This window comes from Bacillota bacterium (assembly GCA_012727955.1).
Taxonomy (GTDB): domain Bacteria; phylum Bacillota; class Limnochordia; order DTU087; family JAAYGB01; genus JAAYGB01.
This window is the reverse complement of the sequence record JAAYGB010000053.1, coordinates 45,297-64,975: the sequence shown is the minus strand read 5'-3', so window position 1 is coordinate 64,975 and position 19,679 is coordinate 45,297. Positions and strand designations below refer to the sequence as shown.

Below are 19,679 nucleotides of genomic sequence, written 5' to 3'. Positions count from 1 at the left end.
TGGTTTGGTTTTGGCAACCATTGGCTAAATAAAAGAGCAGGGATGGGGTCCAAATCCAACGAATTTAAACGATAATAGTTATTGTTAATTTCCAAAAGATTCCTTTTATATCCCAGAAGTGCGGGATTCTTGGTGACTCGCGGCATCTGAGAGTTTGGTGGACTCGACTTTGTGGCGAGTAGTTGGTGTTTAATTTTGTAGTTCATCATTTATGCCTTGGCGCATACACATGGATCAAGGGCAGTACGTCGAAAGGTTTGGGGTGATCGCAGTGAAAACCAAGCGACAGGTCATACACAAATTCAGTCAGATGCCGCTCAAGCACGAAATGAGTCGTTATCTGTTAGAGAGTCTTGCTGAGGATAGTGAACTCCTGGAGAATATCGTTTTTGTCTCCAATCGATCGATGCTACCCAACAGCATGTTAATTGCGGAGATGGGTAGCCATCAAAATGGATTTGAGTTGGAACTGGGTGCCAAGCAATATGAAGAGGTCTCGATCATTAATGGGCGTTTAGTGCGCCATGTCAAGAGAACTCGGCGCCTTCGATCGACGGATCCCCTGGAGGCCCTGGAGGCCCTGGCGGATTTTTCTGGGAAATTATACGTGATGTTTGCCTTTGCTGGGGAAACACCGGATTGGTATGAGGCAGTGGTTGAGCCCAATCCCGCCGAAGCGATAGAGGCGAAGGAACAGGTGGCCTCGGACTTTGAGTCTCTGATTCAAGAGGTAGAGGATGAGCAATTGGATATTGCCCTTTGGTGCATTCTCCTGCGTCATCGGATTGAGGAGGCTTTGGCGAAGCGGGACAGAGAAGACTTTCTCAAAGCAACTCGTCTGTGGAAACAGATGCAGGAGCGCTGCCTTTGGGAGTTTGATTGACGATGATACAACGGAATCGCCAACAGCTCAATGTAAATAAGGGCTGGACGCCAAGCCTGAAGTTTGGTGTCCGGCCCTTATTGTGTTCTGGCGGGTATGTATGGTTCAATGGATAAACCGCTCCAGTTCATCATCGTCGGTGATCGACGCCGACAGCTGCAAATCGGGAGAGTCGTTGAGGAAGGTAAGTGTTAGTTCAGCCCCACAGGATCTGCAGTCTAGTCTTTGGCCTGGGAAGGCGTCGTCGGTAACCGGAATCTCCATTCCACAGCTGGGGCAGGTGTCGAAGGTTCGATCTAAATTCTCCATAGCAGTCTCCTTACATAAATTCTATCTCTTATAGTCTACGGTTTTAGCTTATCCGGGGTTCAGGGCTTTCATGCTCGGAGAAGGGAAGGAAAGGATCAGCTCCCGTGGATATGGAAGTATCAGGCAGTTGTCGGGAATGCTAATGTCGGCAAAACAAGCAAAGGGTGGTTTTATTGACAGGAGAGATAGCAGCGCAAATTGCCCAGGATACAGGGCTGAAAAAGCGGCAAGTACAAAATACCATTGAACTTTTAGATGGGGGCAACACAGTCCCCTTTATTGCTCGATACCGTAAAGAGTTAACCGGCGAGCTCGATGAGGTGCAAATTCGCGATGTGGCCGCTAGGCTGAAGCAACTGCGGAATTTGCAGGAGCGGAAAGCCGACGTGATAAGACTAATCGAGGCCCAGGGTAAATTGACCGATGAACTGCAGGCGGCCATTACCGCGGCCACCACCTTGCAGGCAGTGGAGGATTTGTACCGTCCCTATCGGCAAAAAAGACGTACCCGGGCCACGGTGGCCAGGGAGCGGGGTTTGGAGCCCTTGGCAGAGATTCTCTGGCGGCAGGAACCCCTGGCCCGGCCGCTAATCCAGCTGGCCGCAGATTTTTTGAATCCCGACCAGGAGGTTAATTCACCGGAGGACGCGTTACAGGGTGCCTCCGATATCATCGCGGAAGGCATCAGCGATGATCCGGCTTTGCGGGAACTGGTTCGCCGGTTTACCTGGCGTCACGGCATCCTCCACACCAGGGAGATCCCTCCCTCCAAGGATGCCCCCCAGGATTCAGGGCAGCGGGAGAAATACCGGATGTACTTTGACTATCAAGAACCGGTGCGCACCTTGGTTTCCCATCGCATTTTGGCCATCAATCGGGGAGAGCGGGAGGGCGTCTTAAGGGTAAGTCTCCAGGTTCCCGATCAGATTCTCGAGAAGTTGACAGCGCAAGTGGTAACCAGCTCTGACCCAGAGATCGCGGAATTCTTGCAGCAGGCCTGTATCGATGGCTATCAGCGGTTGTTGGCTCCATCCATTGAGCGGGAAATTCGCAATCAACTGACGGAGTCTGCGGAGGCTCAGGCCATTTCCGTCTTTTCCTTAAACCTGCGGAATTTATTACTGCAGCCGCCGGTAACCGATACCGTGGTCTTGGGTATCGATCCTGCCTTTCGGACGGGATGCAAATTGGCGGTGGTAGATGGCACCGGCAACCTGTTGGAGACGGGAACAATCTATCCCCATGAACCCCAGCATCAGGTGGAGGCAGCCCTTGCAGTCCTATCTCGCTTAGTGGAAAAGTATCAGGTACAGCTAATCGCCATCGGCAATGGAACCGCCTCTCGGGAGACGGAGGGCTTGGTGGCCCGTCTGATCCAGTCGGGACACAGCGGGCTCAGTTACACCATCGTCAATGAGGCCGGGGCCTCGGTCTACTCCGCCTCAGACATTGCTCGGGAGGAATTTCCCGATTTAGATGTGTCCCTGCGGGGAGCAGTGTCCATTGCTCGGCGGATTCAGGATCCTTTGGCGGAGTTGGTGAAAATCGATCCCCGCTCCATCGGAGTCGGTCAGTATCAGCACGATGTTCACCAAGGCCAGTTGGCGGAAAGCTTGAAAGACGTGGTGGAGTCCGCCGTTAACTACGTGGGCGTAGATCTCAATACTGCTTCCGCGGCGCTGCTGCAATATGTGGCCGGAATCTCGCCGACGGTGGCGAAGAATATTGTAGCTTATCGGACAGAGCAGGGAGGCTTCACCACTCGGGAGCAGTTGTTGTCGGTACCCCGTTTGGGTCCCAAGACCTACGAGCAGTGTGCAGGATTCTTGAAAGTAAAATCCGGTCCTCAGCCCCTAGATTACACTGCCGTTCACCCGGAGTCCTATTCCCTGGCGGCCGAGATCCTGCAGGGAATTGGGGCCGATGTCGATGGGGTAAACAACCCCGAGGGATTGAAGAAAATCCGGGTCGCCCTGGGTAAGCTTGATCCCCGGACCGTTGCTGCCCAGCTGGGGGCCGGTGAACCCACGGTGCGGGATATCATCGCCGCCTTGATGAAGCCGGGGCGAGATCCCCGGGAGGCCATGCCGAAGCCGGTTTTCCGCAAGGACGTCCTTTCCTTTGCCGATTTGCGGGAGGGGATGGTGCTGACGGGCACCGTATCTAATGTGGTGGATTTTGGTGCCTTTGTGGATATTGGTGTAGAACGCAATGGTCTGATTCACATTTCCCAACTCAGTGATCAGTACGTACATCATCCTTCGGAAATCGTGGCTGTGGGCGATGTTGTTACCGTTGAGGTTCTGGAGTTAGATCACGAGCGGGAGCGGATAGCCCTGCGCAAGGTGTGAGGAGATTTTCCGATGGTGGAGGTAACGGGATTAACCAAGGGGTTTAGTCGCCTCATCGCGGTGGACAAGGTTAGTTTTGTCGCTCCTGCCGGTGAGGTCTTTGGCCTGTTGGGGGAAAATGGGGCCGGTAAGACCACCACTCTGCGGATGTTGGCCACTCTGCTGATCCCCGACGGGGGAACCGCTACAATCAATGGTTACGATCTGGTGCGGGAACCGGAGCAGGTGCGGAGGCAGTTGGGAGTGCTCTTTAACCCGGGACTCTATGATCGCCTGACTGCCCGGGAGAATATCGCCTATTTTGGCAAATTATACGGGGTCCCGGCCTCGGAGCTGTCGGAGCGAGTCGATGGGCTCTTAACTCGGTTTGGCATCGAGGAGTATGCCCATCGTCGAGCCGGCAGTCTCTCCCGGGGAATGCGGCAAAGGGTAGCCCTGGCCCGAGTGTTGGTTCACGATCCACCGGTTTTGATCCTCGATGAACCCACCACCGCCTTAGATGTTGCCGGGACCCGATTGGTCCATGAGTTTATCAGCGAGGCCCGAGAAAGGGGCAAGACTATTATCCTGTCCAGCCACAACATGGCGGAAGTGGAAAAGCTGTGCCAACGGGTGGCCATCATTCATCGGGGCCGCATTGCCCTGGAGGGGACTTTGCACCAAGTTAAGGCCCAGAGAGACAGCTTGGAGGATATCCTCCTGGGGCTGGGAGGTGACCGAGGGTGAACTGGCGCATTGTGCAGACGGTCTGGCACACGGAATTACTCCATGCCCTCAGGGATCGACGGACCTGGATTGCGATGATCCTCGTACCCTTGCTGTTGGTGCCGCTGTTGACAGTGGTGGCTTCTGTTGGTGGAGAGGCGCCGGGTGCAGTAACCGGGCGAAACTATTCTATCATCGCGGTGTTAGGTGCCGAGGGCAGTCCCAGTCTGATGGAGTTTTTGCATCAGGTCCGGGATCTTCAGGTGACTCCAGGACCCAAGGCAATGGCAGCACTAGAAACCGGCGAGGTGGATGCAGTCCTTGAGATTCCCTCTGGCTTTGATGGAGCCCTGGCCACGGGACAGCGCCCGGTGGTTACCGTGGTGTACGATGACTCACGGCTTAGCTCCCAGCTGGCAGAGGCCAGGGTGCGTCGGGCCTTAGCGGAGTATTCCCAAAGGGCTCTGGTCCACCGGCTGCAGGGGCAGGGGATTGAGCCCAATTTGCTGACCCTTGCCCAGACCCGCAGTCACAGTATCCAGGGACAGGAGCCAGAGCATGCTCTCTTCTTGGTGATGCTGATGCCGATGGTTTTGGGGGTCTGGAGCGTGATGGGGGGAATGTATGCTGCCATCGATGCCGTGGCCGGGGAGAAGGAGCGGGGGACGCTAGCGGCCCTGTTGGCCACACCCTCCCAGCGAATGTCCTTGGTGATGGGCAAGTACCTAGCAGTGGTCGTGACGGCCTTGGTGGCGGCAGGGGCGGCCCTTGTGGGGATGTACTTAGCCCTTTGGTTCACCCTGGGCTCCGACTTTGCCGCCTTGGCCGCGGTCCTGTCTCTGGGGGAGATTTTCTTGATCTTCCTGACTGCCTTGAGCCTGGCGGGCCTCTTTAGTGCCATTGAATTGATGATCAGTGCCTGGGCCCGTTCCTTTCGGGAAGCCCAGACCTATCTGTCGCCGCTGAGCATCTTGGTGGTATTGCCGGGTGTGTTGTTGCAATATGTCGACCCCAGCGGGGTGAGTTCGCTGTGGTATGCCCTTCCCTTGGTCAATGGCCTGCTCACCTTTAAAGCGATTTTACTCAGCAGCGTCCATGGGATTAACTTGGCAGTCACCTTGGTTTCCTCGGCACTGTATATCTTGTTAGCTTTGCGCTGGACCAAGGTTCTCTTTAGTAAGGAGTCGGTAATCTTTCGCCGGTAGTTGGCGGCCAATGGTGGTGTCTGGGCAGGAAATGCTGTGAATTTCGTGGAAGTTTATAGCAGAACATGACTAAATATCCAGGGGGTAATGTAATGGCGTATAGAATTACTGCAATTCCCGGTGACGGCATTGGGCCAGAGATCATGGATGCGGCCATCGCTGCCATCAACGCCACCGGGGTAGACATTGAGTGGGAGATTGTTCAGGCCGGGGCTAAGGCGATAGAAGAGGAAGGCACGCCACTGCCCGAAGCAGTACTGGATTCTATCCGCCGCAACAGAATTGCCCTCAAAGGTCCCATCACTACACCCATTGGGAAGGGATTTCGCAGCGTCAATGTCGCCCTGCGACAGGAGCTAGATCTGTTTGCCTGTGTCCGTCCCGCCAAGATGTATCGGGGGATTCACAGTCGCTTTGAAAATGTTGATCTATGTATAATTCGGGAAAACACCGAGGATCTGTATGCCGGGGTTGAATTTGCTCCAGGCTCCGACGGGGCGAAGCAGATCGTGGCCATGAGCCAGGGGAAAATCAGGGAGGATGCGGCAATTTCCATCAAACCCATTTCCGCCACTGCCACCCGACGCATAGTGGAATATGCCTTTGCCTATGCACAGCGGGTTGGGCGCAAAAAGGTTACCGCGGTGGCCAAGGCCAATATCATGAAGTATACCGATGGGTTGTTCTATGAAATCGCCCGGGAGGTAGCCCAGGAATATGCCGGCAAGGTGGCCTACGATGAGATCCTAATCGATGCCCTGTGTATGCGTCTGGTACAGGATCCCGAAAACTTCGATGTTCTGGTGATGCCTAATCTGTATGGAGATATTGTGTCGGATCTGTGTGCTGGGCTAGTCGGAGGATTGGGTGTTGCCCCCGGCTCCAACGTGGGGGAGAAGTACGCGGTTTTTGAGCCAGTGCATGGTTCCGCACCTCAACTGGCTGGTAAGAATCAGGCTAATCCCACGGCTTTGATTCTTTCGGGGGTCTTGATGCTGCGCCATCTCAATGAATTTGAAGCCGCTCGCAGATTGGAGCAGGCCGTGGCTCGGGTACTGGCTGAGGGACGTAATGTTACCGCAGATCTAAAGCCCGGTAGTTCCCCAGATGAAGCCGTAGGCACCAAGGAGATGGGCGAGGCTATTATCGCGGCCATTCCTCGGTAGATGGGAAGGGACAAACCACAAGAGCACCGGATTTACTCGGCGGTGATTCGCCCAAATTCCGGTGCCTTGTTGTAGGTAAAATCTAGTTCAGGATGCGGACATTGACCACGTCATATCCCGCAGCGGTGAGGGCTTCGACTACGGGCTCGGGTTCCTTGGTGGACAGCCGAATCACAATGTGGCTTTCCTCTTCCGTCGGGAAGAAGGTGGCCATGCTGATGATGTTTACTCCCAGGTCCCTGATAATGCTGCTTAGGGCGGCAATGACACCGGGGCGATCGACAACGGAGACGGTGAGGCGGGTTCCCGCTCTCCGAATGCCCATTAGCTCGACAAAGGCGTCGAAGATGTTGGTTTCGGTAATGATGCCGATCAGGTTGTCATTTTCCAATACCGGCAGTCCACTGACGGCATTATCCCGCATCAGGATGGCTGCTTCTTCAACGGTGGTATCGGGGCTGACGGTGACCACGTCTTTGGTCATCGCGTCCTTGACCCGCAACTGAGATAAAAGATAATTAAGTTCAAATACGCTTAAGGATGTTGCCGGGGATGGGGAGATACGCAGCAGTTCTGATTCAGTCACGATTCCCACCAGACGTCCCTTTCTTACCACTGGCAAGCGGCGGACATTGGTTTCCTGCATCAGCTTCAAGGCGTCGAATACGAGGGTGTCTTCGGTGGTCGTTACGGGGTTGGCGGTCATTCTGTCTCTAACAAACATCAGGGTTTCCTCCTCTAGACCAAATTGGAGCAGTGCCCTCTGGTAGTATGGACTTTCTCTACAGGTGTTTTGTCTCCTGCTAGGTACATACCCGACTCAGGCATCGGGCTAACTTGAATTCTTCAAACCTTCACAAACATATGATATTCTCTTTGTTAGGCAGACTAGCCAAACCGGGGACCGGGGGTGGAGCAATTGCCGATTCCAGGCAGGGTCTTAAAGCCGGCGGGGAGGAAAACCCAGCCGGCAAATGTTGGAAGTGAAGCTCGTAGGATCATTCTTTGGTATCTGATCATCGGCTCACTTTGGATTCTCATCTCCGATCATTTAGTTCTTTTTTTCTTCACCGAAGCGGAGCATATCAAATGGGCCCAATCCTATAAGGGCTGGTTCTATGTCGCTACCACCGCACTGATTTTCTATTTTATCGTTAACAAACGAATCTCACTGTATCGGGACGTGGTGATTCAGCAAACTCGAATGGCCGACGAGATGTACTTATTAGCCTATTATGATAGCATTACTGGACTGCCTAACCGAGCGATGCTGAAGGAGCAATTGCGGGAAGCAATCTCTGCCGGCGGCGAGGACCTCCGGTTCGCCTTTGTAGTCATTGACATCGATGACTTTAAGCACATCAACGATACCAAGGGGCATACCGTTGGGGATACTTTCCTGCGGCAGCTAGCGGAAACCCTGCTTCGGGAAGTCCGGGCTCCCCATCTAGTGGCGAGACTTGAGGCCGATGAGTTTGCGGTTGTCTTGATGGGGATGGAGGATGGGCCGCAGCTGGTGGCGGAATTGGAGCACCTGCGCAGGGAACTGCAGCGAACTTGGCGCTTGAATAACGAGAGCTTTGTTCTCACGGTGAGCATGGGAGTGGCCATCTATCCCCTGCACGGAAGGGATTACCCAACCCTGGTTCAGAATGCCAGTACCGCCATGCACCATGTCAAAGGCAATGGCAAAGATGGGTTTAGTGTCTTTGATCCTGAGATGCGGGCCAAGAGTATCCGCTATCTGGTGATGCAGGAGCAGCTCAATTTAGCCCTTCGCAACGGGGAGTTTACTTTGTATTATCAGCCCCAGATAGACTTGAAAACCGGTTATGTTCGGGGAGTGGAAGCCCTCACCCGGTGGCAGCATCCCGTGAGGGGCAATATCCCCGCGGGGGAGTTCATTCCCTTTGCCGAAGAAACCAATTACATCGGGAATATCGGAGAGTGGGCCATCGCCAGTGCCTTTGCTCAAAAACAGCAGTGGGAGTCCCAGGGTTATAACGACATCAAGATTGCCATCAATGTGTCGGGAAGTAATTTAACGGAAGCCGCCGTGGTGCGCTGTATTCGAGACAATATACGGAAATACCCCGTGGATTATAGCGGCATAGAGATTGAAGTGACGGAAACCACCGTCATCGAAAACATTGAAAGCGCCATTGTTGCTCTGCAGCAGTTAAAGGAGATGGGGATTAGTATCGCCCTCGATGATTTTGGGACCGGTTATTCCTCCTTGACCTACTTGCAGAGACTGCCCATTGATATCGTGAAAATCGATCGGGAGTTCATCTCCCGGGTCAGCAGCGACAGCGAAGAAGCCCACATCCTCAAGACGATTATCCAATTGGCCCACAAACTGGGACTCAAAGTGGTGGCCGAAGGAGTGGAGACCAAGGAGCAATTGGCTCTGCTGCGGAAATACAAATGTGATTACGGCCAGGGGTATTTCTTTGCTCGCCCCATAGCCGCCGGGGATTTGCCCCAGTATTTTGCTAAGAATTTCTATAGTCAACTTCCATCGTAATCCGATTAATTTCTGTTGACGGGTCCTATGAATATGTATATACTAGTGCTTACAAAGGTAAATTCCTGATTTGGGAATCACTGCCTACATATAGTGCAGAGCTCATCAAGAGAGGTGGAGGGACTGGCCCGATGAAACCCGGCAACCGGCGCTGAAGCAGCGCAAGGTGCCAATTCCTGCTGGGAGGACTGGTTACCCAGAGAGATGAGGTTAAGGTATAGTACTGCTTTGTGTGGTGCGTTCTTGATCCTCTTCCTGTCTTCTGGGAAGGGGATTTTGTTTTGTAGGGGGGAGCTAATTGATTCAACTTAAGGGCCTGACTAAGGTCTTTACAGATGGTAAGCACCGGGTGACGGCCTTACAGGACGTAGACCTGGAAATTAGGGCAGGGGAGATCTTCGGGATTATCGGTCTCAGTGGGGCCGGCAAGAGTACCCTAGTCCGTTGTATGAACTTACTGGAGCGGCCCCAGCAGGGTGAGGTTTTCGTCGATGGTGTTAATATGACCGCCCTGTCGAAGCAGGAGCTGCGGGAGGCCCGCAAGCAAATCGGGATGATCTTTCAGCACTTTAATTTACTTAGCTCCCGGACGGTCTACGGCAATGTGGCCTTTGCCTTGGAGATTGCCGGCAAGCCCAAGGCAGAAATCCGTCCCCGGGTCCTGGAGCTGTTGGAGCTGGTGGGGCTGTCGGATAAGGTCGACGCTTATCCGTCGGAGTTAAGCGGCGGGCAGAAACAGCGGGTGGGCATTGCCAGAGCCTTAGCCAACGACCCCAAGGTCCTGCTGTGCGACGAAGCCACTTCTGCCTTAGATCCTGAGACCACCCAATCGGTGCTGAATTTGCTGCAGGATATCAATCGGCGGATGGACTTGACCATCGTGATTATCACCCACGAGATGCAGGTGATCAAAGAAATCTGTGATCGGGTCGCGGTGATCGAATCCGGCCAAATCGTGGAGTTGGGGTCGGTGCTGGACGTATTTACTGCTCCCAAGACCGCGATTGCCAAGCGGTTGATTCGCGGCGTCATTGACTTGAAAATCCCCGAAGAATTGATCAACTCCAAGGGGGTTAACTCCTCGGAAGGTGGCAGCGATGGGCGGATCTTAATCAAGATCTCCTTTATCGGCGCCTCCGCTGGCAAACCGGTGATTTCTACCCTGGTAAAAGAATGCAATGTCACCGCCAACGTCCTCTTTGGTAAGATCGATCACATCAGGGAAACTCCCTTTGGCACTTTGGTGGTGGAGCTTACCGGCGAAGCCGACGACGTACAACGGGCCCTGGTAGTACTTCGGGAGCAGGGTTTGGAATGGGAGGTGCTCAACGGTGCTTAGTCCAATTGTCTGGCAGATGTTGACTCAGTCGCTCAAGGAAACGGTATACATGGTGGGAATATCCGTGGCTTTGGCGGAGTTAATCGGAATTCCCCTGGGAGTGATCTTGGTGATTACCGCCAAGGATGGAATCGCTGAGAATCCCTGGCTCAATCGATTGCTATCGGCGATAGTGAATATTGCTAGATCCATCCCCTTCATTATCCTGTTAGTGGCAATTATTCCCTTTACTAGGATGGTTGTAGGTACCTCCATTGGCACGGCGGCAGCCACCGTCCCCCTCACTGTGGCAGCAATTCCCTTTGTTGCTCGGGTGGTTGAGACCGCTCTCAATGAAGTGGACCCTGGAGTAGTGGAGGCAGCGGCTTCAATGGGAGCCTCTACCTGGCAAGTGATTACCAAAGTGCTCTTGCCGGAAGCCCGCCCTTCCCTGGCAGCAGGGGTAACTCTAACAACGATTAACCTCATTGGTTATTCGGCAATGGCCGGTGCCGTCGGTGGTGGAGGCCTAGGTGACTTGGCAATTCGCTATGGCTACCAGCGCTTTCGCGGGGACATTATGTTTTTGACGGTGCTGGTGTTGGTGTTACTGGTGCAGCTGCTGCAAATGGTGGGGGATATCATCGTAGCTCGGCTCAGTCACAAATGAAGGTGACTGCCTAGATAGTTTCAGCATCTTAGAATCAAAGGAGGACAACAAAGTGAAAACTAGAGTGTTGACAGTTCTCAGTTTGGTCGCATTAGTCTTTGTAGTTGCCATTGGTGCAGTCTCAGCCGCAGAAAGGGTTAGGGTGGGAGCCACTCCGGTACCCCATGCCGAGATCCTGGAGTTCATCAAACCTGCGATGGCTGAGCGGGGCTATGAGCTGGAGGTCGTGGAGTTTACCGACTATGTGCAGCCTAACCTAGCCCTTAATGATGGGGATCTGGATGCTAACTTCTTCCAACACATTCCCTATCTTGAGGATTTTGCTGCTAGCCACCGATTGAATATTACTTACAACGCCAAGATTCATATTGAGCCCATGGGCGCCTATACCAAGCAGCTGCAGAGCATTGATGATCTAAAATCCGGAAGCACCATTGCCATTCCCAACGACGCGGTCAACGGCGGGCGAGCCCTGCTGCTGTTGCAGAGTAAAGGGCTGATCAAGCTGGATCCGGCAGCTGGAATTACCGCTACCGTCTTTGATATTGTCGACAATCCCCTGCGGTTGCGGTTTGTCGAACTGGAGGCTCCTCAGCTTCCTCGGTCCCTGGATGATGTGGCCTTGGCCATTATCAACACCAACTTCGCCCTAGAGGCTAATTTGGTTCCCACAGAGGATGCTCTCTTCATCGAAGATAGTCAATCTCCCTACGTGAACGTAATTGCCGTCCGTCAGGGCGATGACCGTGAGGGAATTCGGGTTCTGGCTGAAGTACTGCAAAGCGATGCTGTGCGCGAGTTCATTCTCAACAACTATGACGGCGCTGTAGTTCCCGCTTTTTAAAACAAAACAGCATGGGATAACTTTTTAGGGATACCGGCGACCTGCCTTTAGACAGGTTGCCGGTATTTTTGGTTTGCCCCGGATGGGTATAGTCTAACGGGTGAAAGTCTCGAACACGTTCTGATAGTGGTAAGTGTATAGCTGAAGGCAAGGGTGTCCTTCGCGAGGAGGAATCTGCATGAAGTCGTAGGCAAAGCTCTGGTCTAACGGACAGAAATCAGCATGCCGGGTAAGGTTGCCAAACAAACTGAAGCCGATAACTATCCGAAGGTATGCTGTGCAAATGTGGCAGATAGGTGGAGCGAAAGACTATACGCCTTAACGGGGAAGGTCAGTATGGACGCTTTGCAAGGCGATGATGATATATTCGCCTCTTAGTAACCTCCATATGAAAGGTGGAGCTGAACATGCAGAAGTCAGTTCGAGTCGTAGTACCGTAGAAACTGGTGAAAGCCAGCGGAGGAAAGGACTCGATGGCGGCAGTTGCTCGGGCGAGGTTGCTTATCTGAAAGTAGGTTGGAAACCGAGGACGAAGGATAAGAACGCTTAGTGACCGAGGATAGACTGTGCAAGACATAAGTTAGGTTTACTGAAGGCGAACCGCCGCTTGCGAGATCTGCATGAGCGGTGGTGTGAGAGGACTGGGGTTAGCCACCCCCTCCTACTCCATTTATCCTTGGAACAAAATGACTATGTACACCTAGTAGATCCTGTGGTATTATCTAGGTGTGTTTGAACTAAATGTTTAGACTAGGTGTTTGTGGTAGGCAAACTTCGCCTCAGTTTGTGAAGTTTGTTGCTACCCCTAGTAAATACTCCTGTCGGGGGTATTCATCACTGGGCGTCAAGGGATGGGAAGAGGGTGGAATGCTGCCGGGTAGTATCGTGTCTTACTAACTTTTTTACATCAGGAAGGGGAGTTTCTAGTGAAGAAAGTTATTTCTATCGCCTTGGTAGTCATGCTGCTGGCTGCTACCAGCGTTGCCTTCGCCGGTGAGAAGTATCGCGATGGTTCCTTTATTGGTTTTATCGGTAATGCCAGAGGCGACATTATTGTCGATATCAAGATTAAGAATGATCGCATCGTCGGCGCTGAGATTCTAAACCCGGTCAAGCCCGAGGGAACCTATAGCTATCAGCTAGGTGTCGATGCCTTTGCGAAGTTCCCCAGCGAAATTATCGCTAAGCAGGGCCCTGCCATGGACCTGATCACCGGTGCTACCGGTAGCGTCAATGATTACAACAAAGCTACCGCTCTGGCCTTGGCCATTGCTTCCGACAGTTACACCGGTAACGTTTTCTACGGTGTAAGCCGTAACTATGCTCACGGTCACACCGTGGCCAGGGTTGTCGTTGACAAGGAAGCCAACCGCATCGTCGATGTTCAGTTGGTTCCTGCCCAGAACACCGGTGCCAATGAGACCCGGGAGGCCAATAAGCCGGCAACTGGCTATCCATGGCCCCAGGCAGTCCAAGCCTATAAGGAAATTCCAGCTAAAATCGTGGCAGAACAGAAGCTAAATGTTGACGTTATTGCCGGTGCTACCCACAGCTGTGAAGCCTACGCTGCTGCCGTGAAGCACGCTCTGCAGCAAGCCGGGATGAATCCCGACAACTTCATTAAGTAAATTGCCAAACTGGCAAGAATAATACTATAGGGGTATTTCCCCCCTCTTTCCCAATTGACTGAAAAGCCTTGGAATGTATTCCGAGGCTTTTTCCCTATCCTGCTCTGGGAAGGAGGTTTTCGCTGTTTGGTCGAAGCTAAAATCGATTCTCATTCATAGGGATTTCAATTCAGAAGCCCTGTTAGGAGGCTCAGGTAATGCGACCGAAAATCGAAATCGGTGTCTTTGGTGGTTCTGGATTCTATGAGTTCTTGGATGATGTTGAGGAACATTGGGTAGATACTCCCTATGGAGCCCCCAGTGACAAAATTGCCGTGGCTACCGTTGCTGGACGGGCGGTAGGCTTCTTACCTCGCCATGGCAAAGATCATCAGTTACCGCCCCACAGAATCAATTACCGGGCCAATCTTTGGGCGATGAAGCATCTTGGTGCGACCCAAGTGATCGGTCCCTGTGCTGCTGGTAGTCTGAAACCAGAGATTAAGCCAGGAGATTTTGTCGTTACCGATCAGTTCGTCAACCGGACCTGGGGAAGGGAAGATACCTTTGTCGAAGGGCCGGTGGTGACCCACCTGACCGCGGCGGAACCCTACTGTCCTCGGCTGCGTCGACTGGCAGTGGAGGAAGCCCAGAAGTTGGGAATTACCGTTCATCCCCAAGGCACCGTGGTAGTGATTCAAGGCCCCCGTTTTTCCACCCGGGCCGAGAGCAAGGAATACAGCAGTCATGGTTGGGACGTAATTAATATGACCCAGTACCCCGAGGGGATCCTGGCCCGAGAACTAGGTCTGTGCTACGTGAATATAGCTTTGGTTACCGATTACGATGCCGAGTTGGAAGGGCATCCTGACATTGCTCCCGTCACCCATGAAGCTGTACTTAAGGTCTTTAGTGAAAACAACGATAAGTTGAAGCGGTTGCTGATGGCGATGATTACCAACATGCCCCAAGAGCGTGATTGTGACTGTTCCACGGCGGCAGGGGCCCTGGTAGATTAGGTGAATCTAATTGAAAACCTTGCTGAGCAGGATCCATGCAGCTATTTATCAGCGGAGGGTAGCCTGGGTATGGTGGGTCCTGACCGCTGCCTATATGGGTTTGATCTTCTATCTGTCGGAGCAGCCGGGATCGGAGATCCACCTCCCGGCTCCCGATTATTTGCTCCACGCCCTTGCCTTTGGCGGTCTCAGTTTCTGTCTCTACTCGGCGCTGCGAAGCAGTGGGGCTAGCTTGTTGGTTGCCCATGGAGTGGCGGTGCTGGGCACACTGTTATATGGTATTAGTGATGAACTGCACCAAATGGTGGTTCCCGGGAGAGTGGCCTCGGTTAGCGATGTGATTGCAGACTTGGTGGGAGCCTTAGTTGTGCAGACAGGGTTGTGGCTCCTGACTCGGGTGGTACCTAAAGAAAAAAGGGGTGGGCCAAAGGAAAGTGACATCCATATCCGCTAAGGACATCTTTGGGGAAACCCTTGATCAACTGTTGGAGACTGCCTTCCGCACCTTGCAGGAGGTTCGGGAACAGGTCTTTTCTCTGGCGGAAAACGCCAGGACCGAGTATGACCAATTGCAGCAGCAAGTGAAAGAGATTAGGGAGCAGGTGTCGGATCACGCTGAGTACATGGCTGCCTTGGAGGAGAAGTGGCAGCGGACCCAAGAGGCATTGACCGATGTGAAGGACCACCCCGGTAAGAATCAAGGGTCGGCCCTCGTCCAGACTTATCAGGATGCCCTTCAACTTCAGGCCTCCCTGGAAGAGGCCAGAAAAATCGGGAGGATGCTGGGGCAGCGGCAAGGGCAACTGGAGCAGGACCTGCAGAATCTGGCGAGTTTGCTGCGCCGGGCAGAACGTACCGTAGGCCAGGTGGGATTGGCTGCAGAGATTTTGACCGGGGGTGGAGATGCTGCCAGTTTGCAGGTCTCGGATCTACGGAAGCGGGTGGAGATTGCTGCCCACGTGACCGAGGCCCAGGAGGCAGAGAGAATGCGCATCGCTCGGGAAATTCACGATGGGCCAGCTCAACTGATGGCTAACATTGTCCTGCGTTCGGAAATCTGCCAGAAACTATTGGAGCGCAATGAAATCTCTCAGGTGCTGGCAGAGTTAGAGGAATTGCGCCAGGCGGTGAAGATATCTCTGCGGGAAGTTCGGCGCATCATCTTTGATCTAAGGCCCATGGCCCTAGACGATCTAGGGTTAGGTCCGGCCCTACGACGATATATCGAGCGATTCAACGACAGTGAACCCGGTATTCAGGCTAACATTACCCTGTCTGGACTGAAGGGGCGGTTGCCTCAAACCCTGGAGATTTCCGTTTTTCGCCTAGTGCAAGAGGCCCTCAACAATGTGCGCAAACATGCCAAGGCTACCGTGGTGCAGGTATCGGTGGAAATAAGTGGAAATGAATTAAAGATCAGGGTCAGTGACAATGGCATCGGATTCGATGTGACCAAGGTAAGGGCTCACCAGCAAAATGGTGACCACTACGGACTGATCTCGATGATCGAGCGGGTAGAGTTGTTAACGGGAACAATCATCATCGACAGTTCGCCGGGATTAGGTACGACGATTAACATCCGGCTCCCTCTCAAAGGGGGGAGGGGACCTATTAGATAATGGTTGTTGGCCCTGGAAGGGTGGTAGTAAGCTGTGATTCGAGTCTTGATTGCAGATGATCATCCATTGCTGCGCAGTGGACTAAAGCAGATTCTCAGCCTAGAGTCAGATATTGAGGTGGTAGGTGAAGCAGGGGATGGTCAGGAGGCAGTGAGCAAAGCGATGCAGCTGCGTCCCGACGTCCTAGTCCTGGACATTAACATGCCGAAAATGAATGGCATTGAGGCCACACGCTGGCTCGCTGACCGATTGCCGGAGACCAAAATCATTGTCTTGACGATCCACGACGACAAGGAGTATCTGCGGGAGGTAATGAGCAACGGTGCTTTGAGCTACCTGCTCAAGGATTCCGAACCCGGTAAAGTCGCCGACGCCATTCGGAAGGCAGCCCAGGGAGAGCCCTATTTGTCTGGAAAACAATTGGACGCCGTTCTAGAGGATTATCGGGATTTGAGTCAGCGCTATGAAGCCCCGCAACGGGTGAAGGAAACCCGGGAGCAATACACCGCGGTGATGGATGGGGGCAAGTTGGGGCTCTTGACGGAACGGGAGTTTGAAATCCTGGAGCGAATCGTCGCCGGTTGCACCAACCGGCAGATTAGCCAAGACCTATATATTAGCGAGAACACGGTCAAAAATCATCTCAGCAGTATCTTTCGGAAACTAGACGTCAATGACCGCACCCAAGCGGCTATCTATGGAATCCGGCATGGAGTAGAGCCAAAGGGGATGGAGAAAGACCCATGGGATAAATAAGGCCAGGTCCCAAACCTTTGTCAAGGTATGGAACACTACTACTGGAGAGCTGATTGGAGATCGGATTAGGTTGGCGGATTCCTTTCTCACTCGTCTAGTGGGTCTGCTGGGGACCTCGCACCTCAATCCCGGCGAAGGTCTTTTGCTCACGGGATGCAACGGTATTCACAGTCTAGGGATGAAATTTGCCTTTGACGTGGTCTTTCTCGCTGCCGACGGGACTGTCCTCCGGAGCGTCAGGAATATCCGTCCCAACCGATTGGGACCGGTGGTCTGGCGGGCCAAATACGCTCTGGAGCTGCCGCTTAATACGGCGCAAGTTGCCGTCGGAGAGCGGCTCGCGTGGGAAGTTGTCAATTGAATTCTTCCAACTTTGGTGCTCGCCATCGGTGTGGCGAGTTTTGTTTTTAGCAAACAGCGCCTACGGCAGGTACCGCAGGGAAGGCGGGGAAGTATTGACACTACCGGTCAAAGGGGGAGGTGTTGGCAATGACGGAAATTCGAGGGATGGTGGAGCGAATCACCTACCGCGATGAAGCTACTCTGTACACCGTAGCCCGATTCCGGGAAGAGGGCAAACCGGGAGTCACCACCGTGGTGGGTAATTTCCCGGCGATTAGTGTCGGCGAGCACCTGGTATTGACCGGAGAGTGGATTAATCACAGAGAGTATGGGCGCCAGTTTCAGGTAAGCCAGGCACAACCCATGGTACCGGTATCCATAGCTGGGATTGAAAAGTATCTTGGGTCCGGGTTGATCAAGGGCATCGGGCCCGTCACGGCCCAGAAGTTGGTCGCCCATTTTGGCGTCGATACCCTTGAGATCATCGATCAGGCCCCGGAGCGGTTGATGGAAGTTGAGGGAATCGGGAAAAAGAAGGCCCAGGCCATTGCCACGGCCTGGCAGGCGCAGCGGGATATTCACGCCATCATGGCCTTTCTGCAAGGATGTGGAGTAAAACCCAGTATCGCGGTCAAGGTGTATCAAAGGTACGGTCCTGACGCGATCAGGATAGTTAAGGCTGATCCCTATCGGCTGGCGTCGGAGGTCTTTGGTATTGGTTTTAAGACCGCAGATGAAATCGCCGCCAGTCAGGGCCTGGCACCCACTGCTCCAGCTAGATTGGCCGCAGGATTGAAGTATGCTTTGACCCAGAGTGCCGGCGAAGGCCACACCTTCTTGCCCCGACAGGAGCTGCTCCAACGGGCCGCCGCGGTTCTCAACGTCCCCGAGGACAGTTTGGATCCAGTTCTGGATGAGCAGATCCAAGGGGGGCAGCTGATTCAGGAATCCTTGGCCGATGCCAAGGAGCAGATGGAGTGTGTTTATCTGCCGGCCTTTTGTGGAGCGGAAAGGATGGCTGCTCAGCGGGTGGTTAAGCTCCTGCGGGATGTCAGGGAGCAGCAACTTCCTCTCATCGGTGATCTTCGCCAGCAAATTCAGGAGGTGGAGGCTCAAACGGGGCTGACGCTGGCCCCGGGACAGCGGCGGGCGGTGGAAGCTGCTTTGCTGGGACAGGTAGTGGTGATCACCGGGGGCCCCGGTACCGGTAAGACCACAATCGTTAAGGTTCTACTGCAAATGCTGGAGCATCAGGGCCAACGGTGCCTGCTCGCGGCTCCCACGGGAAGGGCAGCAAAGCGCCTGAGCGAGGCCACCTCCCGTCCGGCCAAGACCATCCACCGGTTGCTGGAGTTTGGAGTGTCAGAAGGGGGGACGATGGGTTTTCAAAAAAACGAGTCCGATCCCCTAGCCGCCGATGCGGTGATCGTCGATGAGGCCTCGATGTTGGACATCATCCTATTCAATCATCTCTTGAAGGCCCTGCAGCCGGGAACCAAGCTGGTGCTGGTGGGGGATGTGGATCAGTTACCTCCCGTTGGTGCCGGTCAAGTGCTAAAGGATCTGATTAACAGCAATTCTGTGGTTGTGGCCCGATTGACGGAGGTCTATCGCCAAGCTGCGACCAGCCTGATTGTGACCAATGCCCACCGGATTAATCAAGGGGAATATCCCCGGCTCAATCAGTTCGATGGTGACTTTTTTTGGATCGATGCCGAGGATGGGGAAAGGGCAGCCGACACCATTGCGGAGCTGGTCACCACCCGATTGCCCAACTATTACGGATTGGACCCTATGGAGGATATCCAGGTCTTGACTCCCACCCGCCGCAGTGTCATCGGAACGGAAGCGCTGAATCAGCGATTGCAAGGGGTGATCAATCCCTTGGGCCCCGGACAGGCACAACTGCAGTATGGCGAGACGAGTTTTCGTATCAAGGATAAAGTGATGCAGTTAAGAAACGAGTATGAAAAGGGAGTCTTCAACGGTGACGTCGGTACTGTCATCGCCCTATCGGAGGAAGAGGGAGAGCTGACGGTGGCCTTTCCCGATGGCGATGACCTGCGAGAAGTTGTCTACGACCGGGTAGAGCTAGATCAGCTGTCCCTGTCCTATGCCATCTCGGTGCACAAAAGCCAAGGAAGCGAGTACCCAGCGGTGGTGATGCCCATTACCTTTGTGGCACCGACCCTGCGAACCCGCAATCTGCTGTACACGGCAGTGACCCGGGCCAAGGGGCTGGTGGTCTTAGTGGGTTCCCAGCGGGCCCTGCGGTCCTTTATCGGCAACGTTGATGAATCCCGCCGTTACTCCGGCCTTGACCTGAGAATCAAGGCAGCTATGCTAGCAGAGTAAGCC

18 protein-coding genes and 1 riboswitch are annotated in these 19,679 nt (G+C 53.7%); of the genes, 16 read left to right on the top strand and 2 right to left on the bottom strand.

Translation table 11 applies throughout. From position 1 onward, the window contains the following. The first annotated feature begins 271 nt into the window (after positions 1–271). Entirely contained in the window at positions 272–883 is a 612-nt protein-coding gene (locus tag GX030_09375; protein NLV92585.1) for a hypothetical protein, read from the top strand. Between the two features lie 105 nt (positions 884–988). Here the strand turns inward: GX030_09375 and GX030_09370 are convergent, their stop codons facing one another. Further along, positions 989–1,192 (bottom strand): sulfonate ABC transporter, encoded by a 204-nt coding sequence (locus tag GX030_09370; GenBank protein NLV92584.1) that lies wholly within the window; start codon positions 1,190–1,192, stop codon positions 989–991. A 185-nt stretch (positions 1,193–1,377) separates the two neighbouring features. Here GX030_09370 and GX030_09365 point away from each other — a divergent pair, with 185 nt between their 5' ends. The 4 genes from GX030_09365 (at position 1,378) to GX030_09350 (ending at position 6,619) form a co-directional block, all read left to right on the top strand. Next, the gene (locus GX030_09365) at positions 1,378–3,543 is read left to right on the top strand and encodes an RNA-binding transcriptional accessory protein (GenBank protein NLV92583.1); all 2,166 of its coding nucleotides are present in this window, start codon (positions 1,378–1,380) and stop codon (positions 3,541–3,543) included. Positions 3,544–3,555: 12 nt separating this feature from the next. Further along, complete coding sequence (locus GX030_09360) at positions 3,556–4,269, top strand: ABC transporter ATP-binding protein (GenBank protein ID NLV92582.1); 714 nt, start codon at positions 3,556–3,558, stop codon at positions 4,267–4,269. Next, positions 4,266–5,453 carry an ABC transporter permease gene (locus tag GX030_09355; GenBank protein ID NLV92581.1) on the top strand — a complete coding sequence of 396 codons (1,188 nt, stop codon included), beginning with the start codon at positions 4,266–4,268 and terminating at the stop codon, positions 5,451–5,453. The genes GX030_09360 and GX030_09355 overlap by 4 nt, the downstream gene beginning before the upstream one ends. A gap of 92 nt (positions 5,454–5,545) precedes the next feature. Next, positions 5,546–6,619, top strand: a complete 1,074-nt coding sequence (locus GX030_09350; GenBank protein NLV92580.1) for an isocitrate/isopropylmalate dehydrogenase family protein — start codon at positions 5,546–5,548, stop codon at positions 6,617–6,619. Between the two features lie 82 nt (positions 6,620–6,701). Here GX030_09350 and GX030_09345 read toward each other — a convergent pair whose 3' ends face one another. Continuing rightward, positions 6,702–7,343, bottom strand: a complete 642-nt coding sequence (locus tag GX030_09345) for a CBS domain-containing protein (protein NLV92579.1) — start codon at positions 7,341–7,343, stop codon at positions 6,702–6,704. Between the two features lie 195 nt (positions 7,344–7,538). On the opposite strand from GX030_09345, the gene GX030_09340 reads away from it, so the two are divergent. The 11 genes from GX030_09340 (at position 7,539) to GX030_09290 (ending at position 19,676) form a co-directional block, all read left to right on the top strand. Beyond that, on the top strand, positions 7,539–9,146 hold the full coding sequence (locus GX030_09340; GenBank protein ID NLV92578.1) for an EAL domain-containing protein: 1,608 nt from the start codon (positions 7,539–7,541) through the stop codon (positions 9,144–9,146). Between the two features lie 99 nt (positions 9,147–9,245). Then, positions 9,246–9,357, top strand: a riboswitch (SAM riboswitch). 87 nt (positions 9,358–9,444) lie between these two features. After that, positions 9,445–10,485, top strand: a complete 1,041-nt coding sequence (locus GX030_09335; protein NLV92577.1) for a methionine ABC transporter ATP-binding protein — start codon at positions 9,445–9,447, stop codon at positions 10,483–10,485. A gap of 16 nt (positions 10,486–10,501) precedes the next feature. Next, positions 10,502–11,134 carry an ABC transporter permease gene (locus GX030_09330; protein ID NLV92576.1) on the top strand — a complete coding sequence of 211 codons (633 nt, stop codon included), beginning with the start codon at positions 10,502–10,504 and terminating at the stop codon, positions 11,132–11,134. Between the two features lie 52 nt (positions 11,135–11,186). Continuing rightward, a complete protein-coding gene (locus GX030_09325) occupies positions 11,187–11,978 on the top strand; it encodes a MetQ/NlpA family ABC transporter substrate-binding protein (protein ID NLV92575.1) in 792 nt (263 codons plus the stop codon). Between the two features lie 926 nt (positions 11,979–12,904). Then, the gene (locus GX030_09320; GenBank protein ID NLV92574.1) at positions 12,905–13,606 is read left to right on the top strand and encodes an FMN-binding protein; all 702 of its coding nucleotides are present in this window, start codon (positions 12,905–12,907) and stop codon (positions 13,604–13,606) included. A 197-nt stretch (positions 13,607–13,803) separates the two neighbouring features. After that, positions 13,804–14,604, top strand: coding sequence for an S-methyl-5'-thioadenosine phosphorylase (locus GX030_09315; GenBank protein ID NLV92573.1), 801 nt, complete (start codon positions 13,804–13,806; stop codon positions 14,602–14,604). Positions 14,605–14,698: 94 nt separating this feature from the next. Then, positions 14,699–15,058, top strand: a complete 360-nt coding sequence (gene vanZ, locus GX030_09310; protein ID NLV92572.1) for a VanZ family protein — start codon at positions 14,699–14,701, stop codon at positions 15,056–15,058. Next, positions 15,039–16,223, top strand: a complete 1,185-nt coding sequence (locus tag GX030_09305; GenBank protein ID NLV92571.1) for a hypothetical protein — start codon at positions 15,039–15,041, stop codon at positions 16,221–16,223. Before vanZ ends, GX030_09305 begins: the two co-directional genes overlap by 20 nt. A gap of 33 nt (positions 16,224–16,256) precedes the next feature. Next, complete coding sequence (locus GX030_09300; GenBank protein NLV92570.1) at positions 16,257–16,979, top strand: response regulator transcription factor; 723 nt, start codon at positions 16,257–16,259, stop codon at positions 16,977–16,979. 70 nt (positions 16,980–17,049) lie between these two features. After that, entirely contained in the window at positions 17,050–17,340 is a 291-nt protein-coding gene (locus GX030_09295) for a DUF192 domain-containing protein (protein ID NLV92569.1), read from the top strand. A gap of 128 nt (positions 17,341–17,468) precedes the next feature. Beyond that, positions 17,469–19,676 (top strand): ATP-dependent RecD-like DNA helicase, encoded by a 2,208-nt coding sequence (locus GX030_09290; protein ID NLV92568.1) that lies wholly within the window; start codon positions 17,469–17,471, stop codon positions 19,674–19,676. Positions 19,677–19,679: the final 3 nt, after the last annotated feature.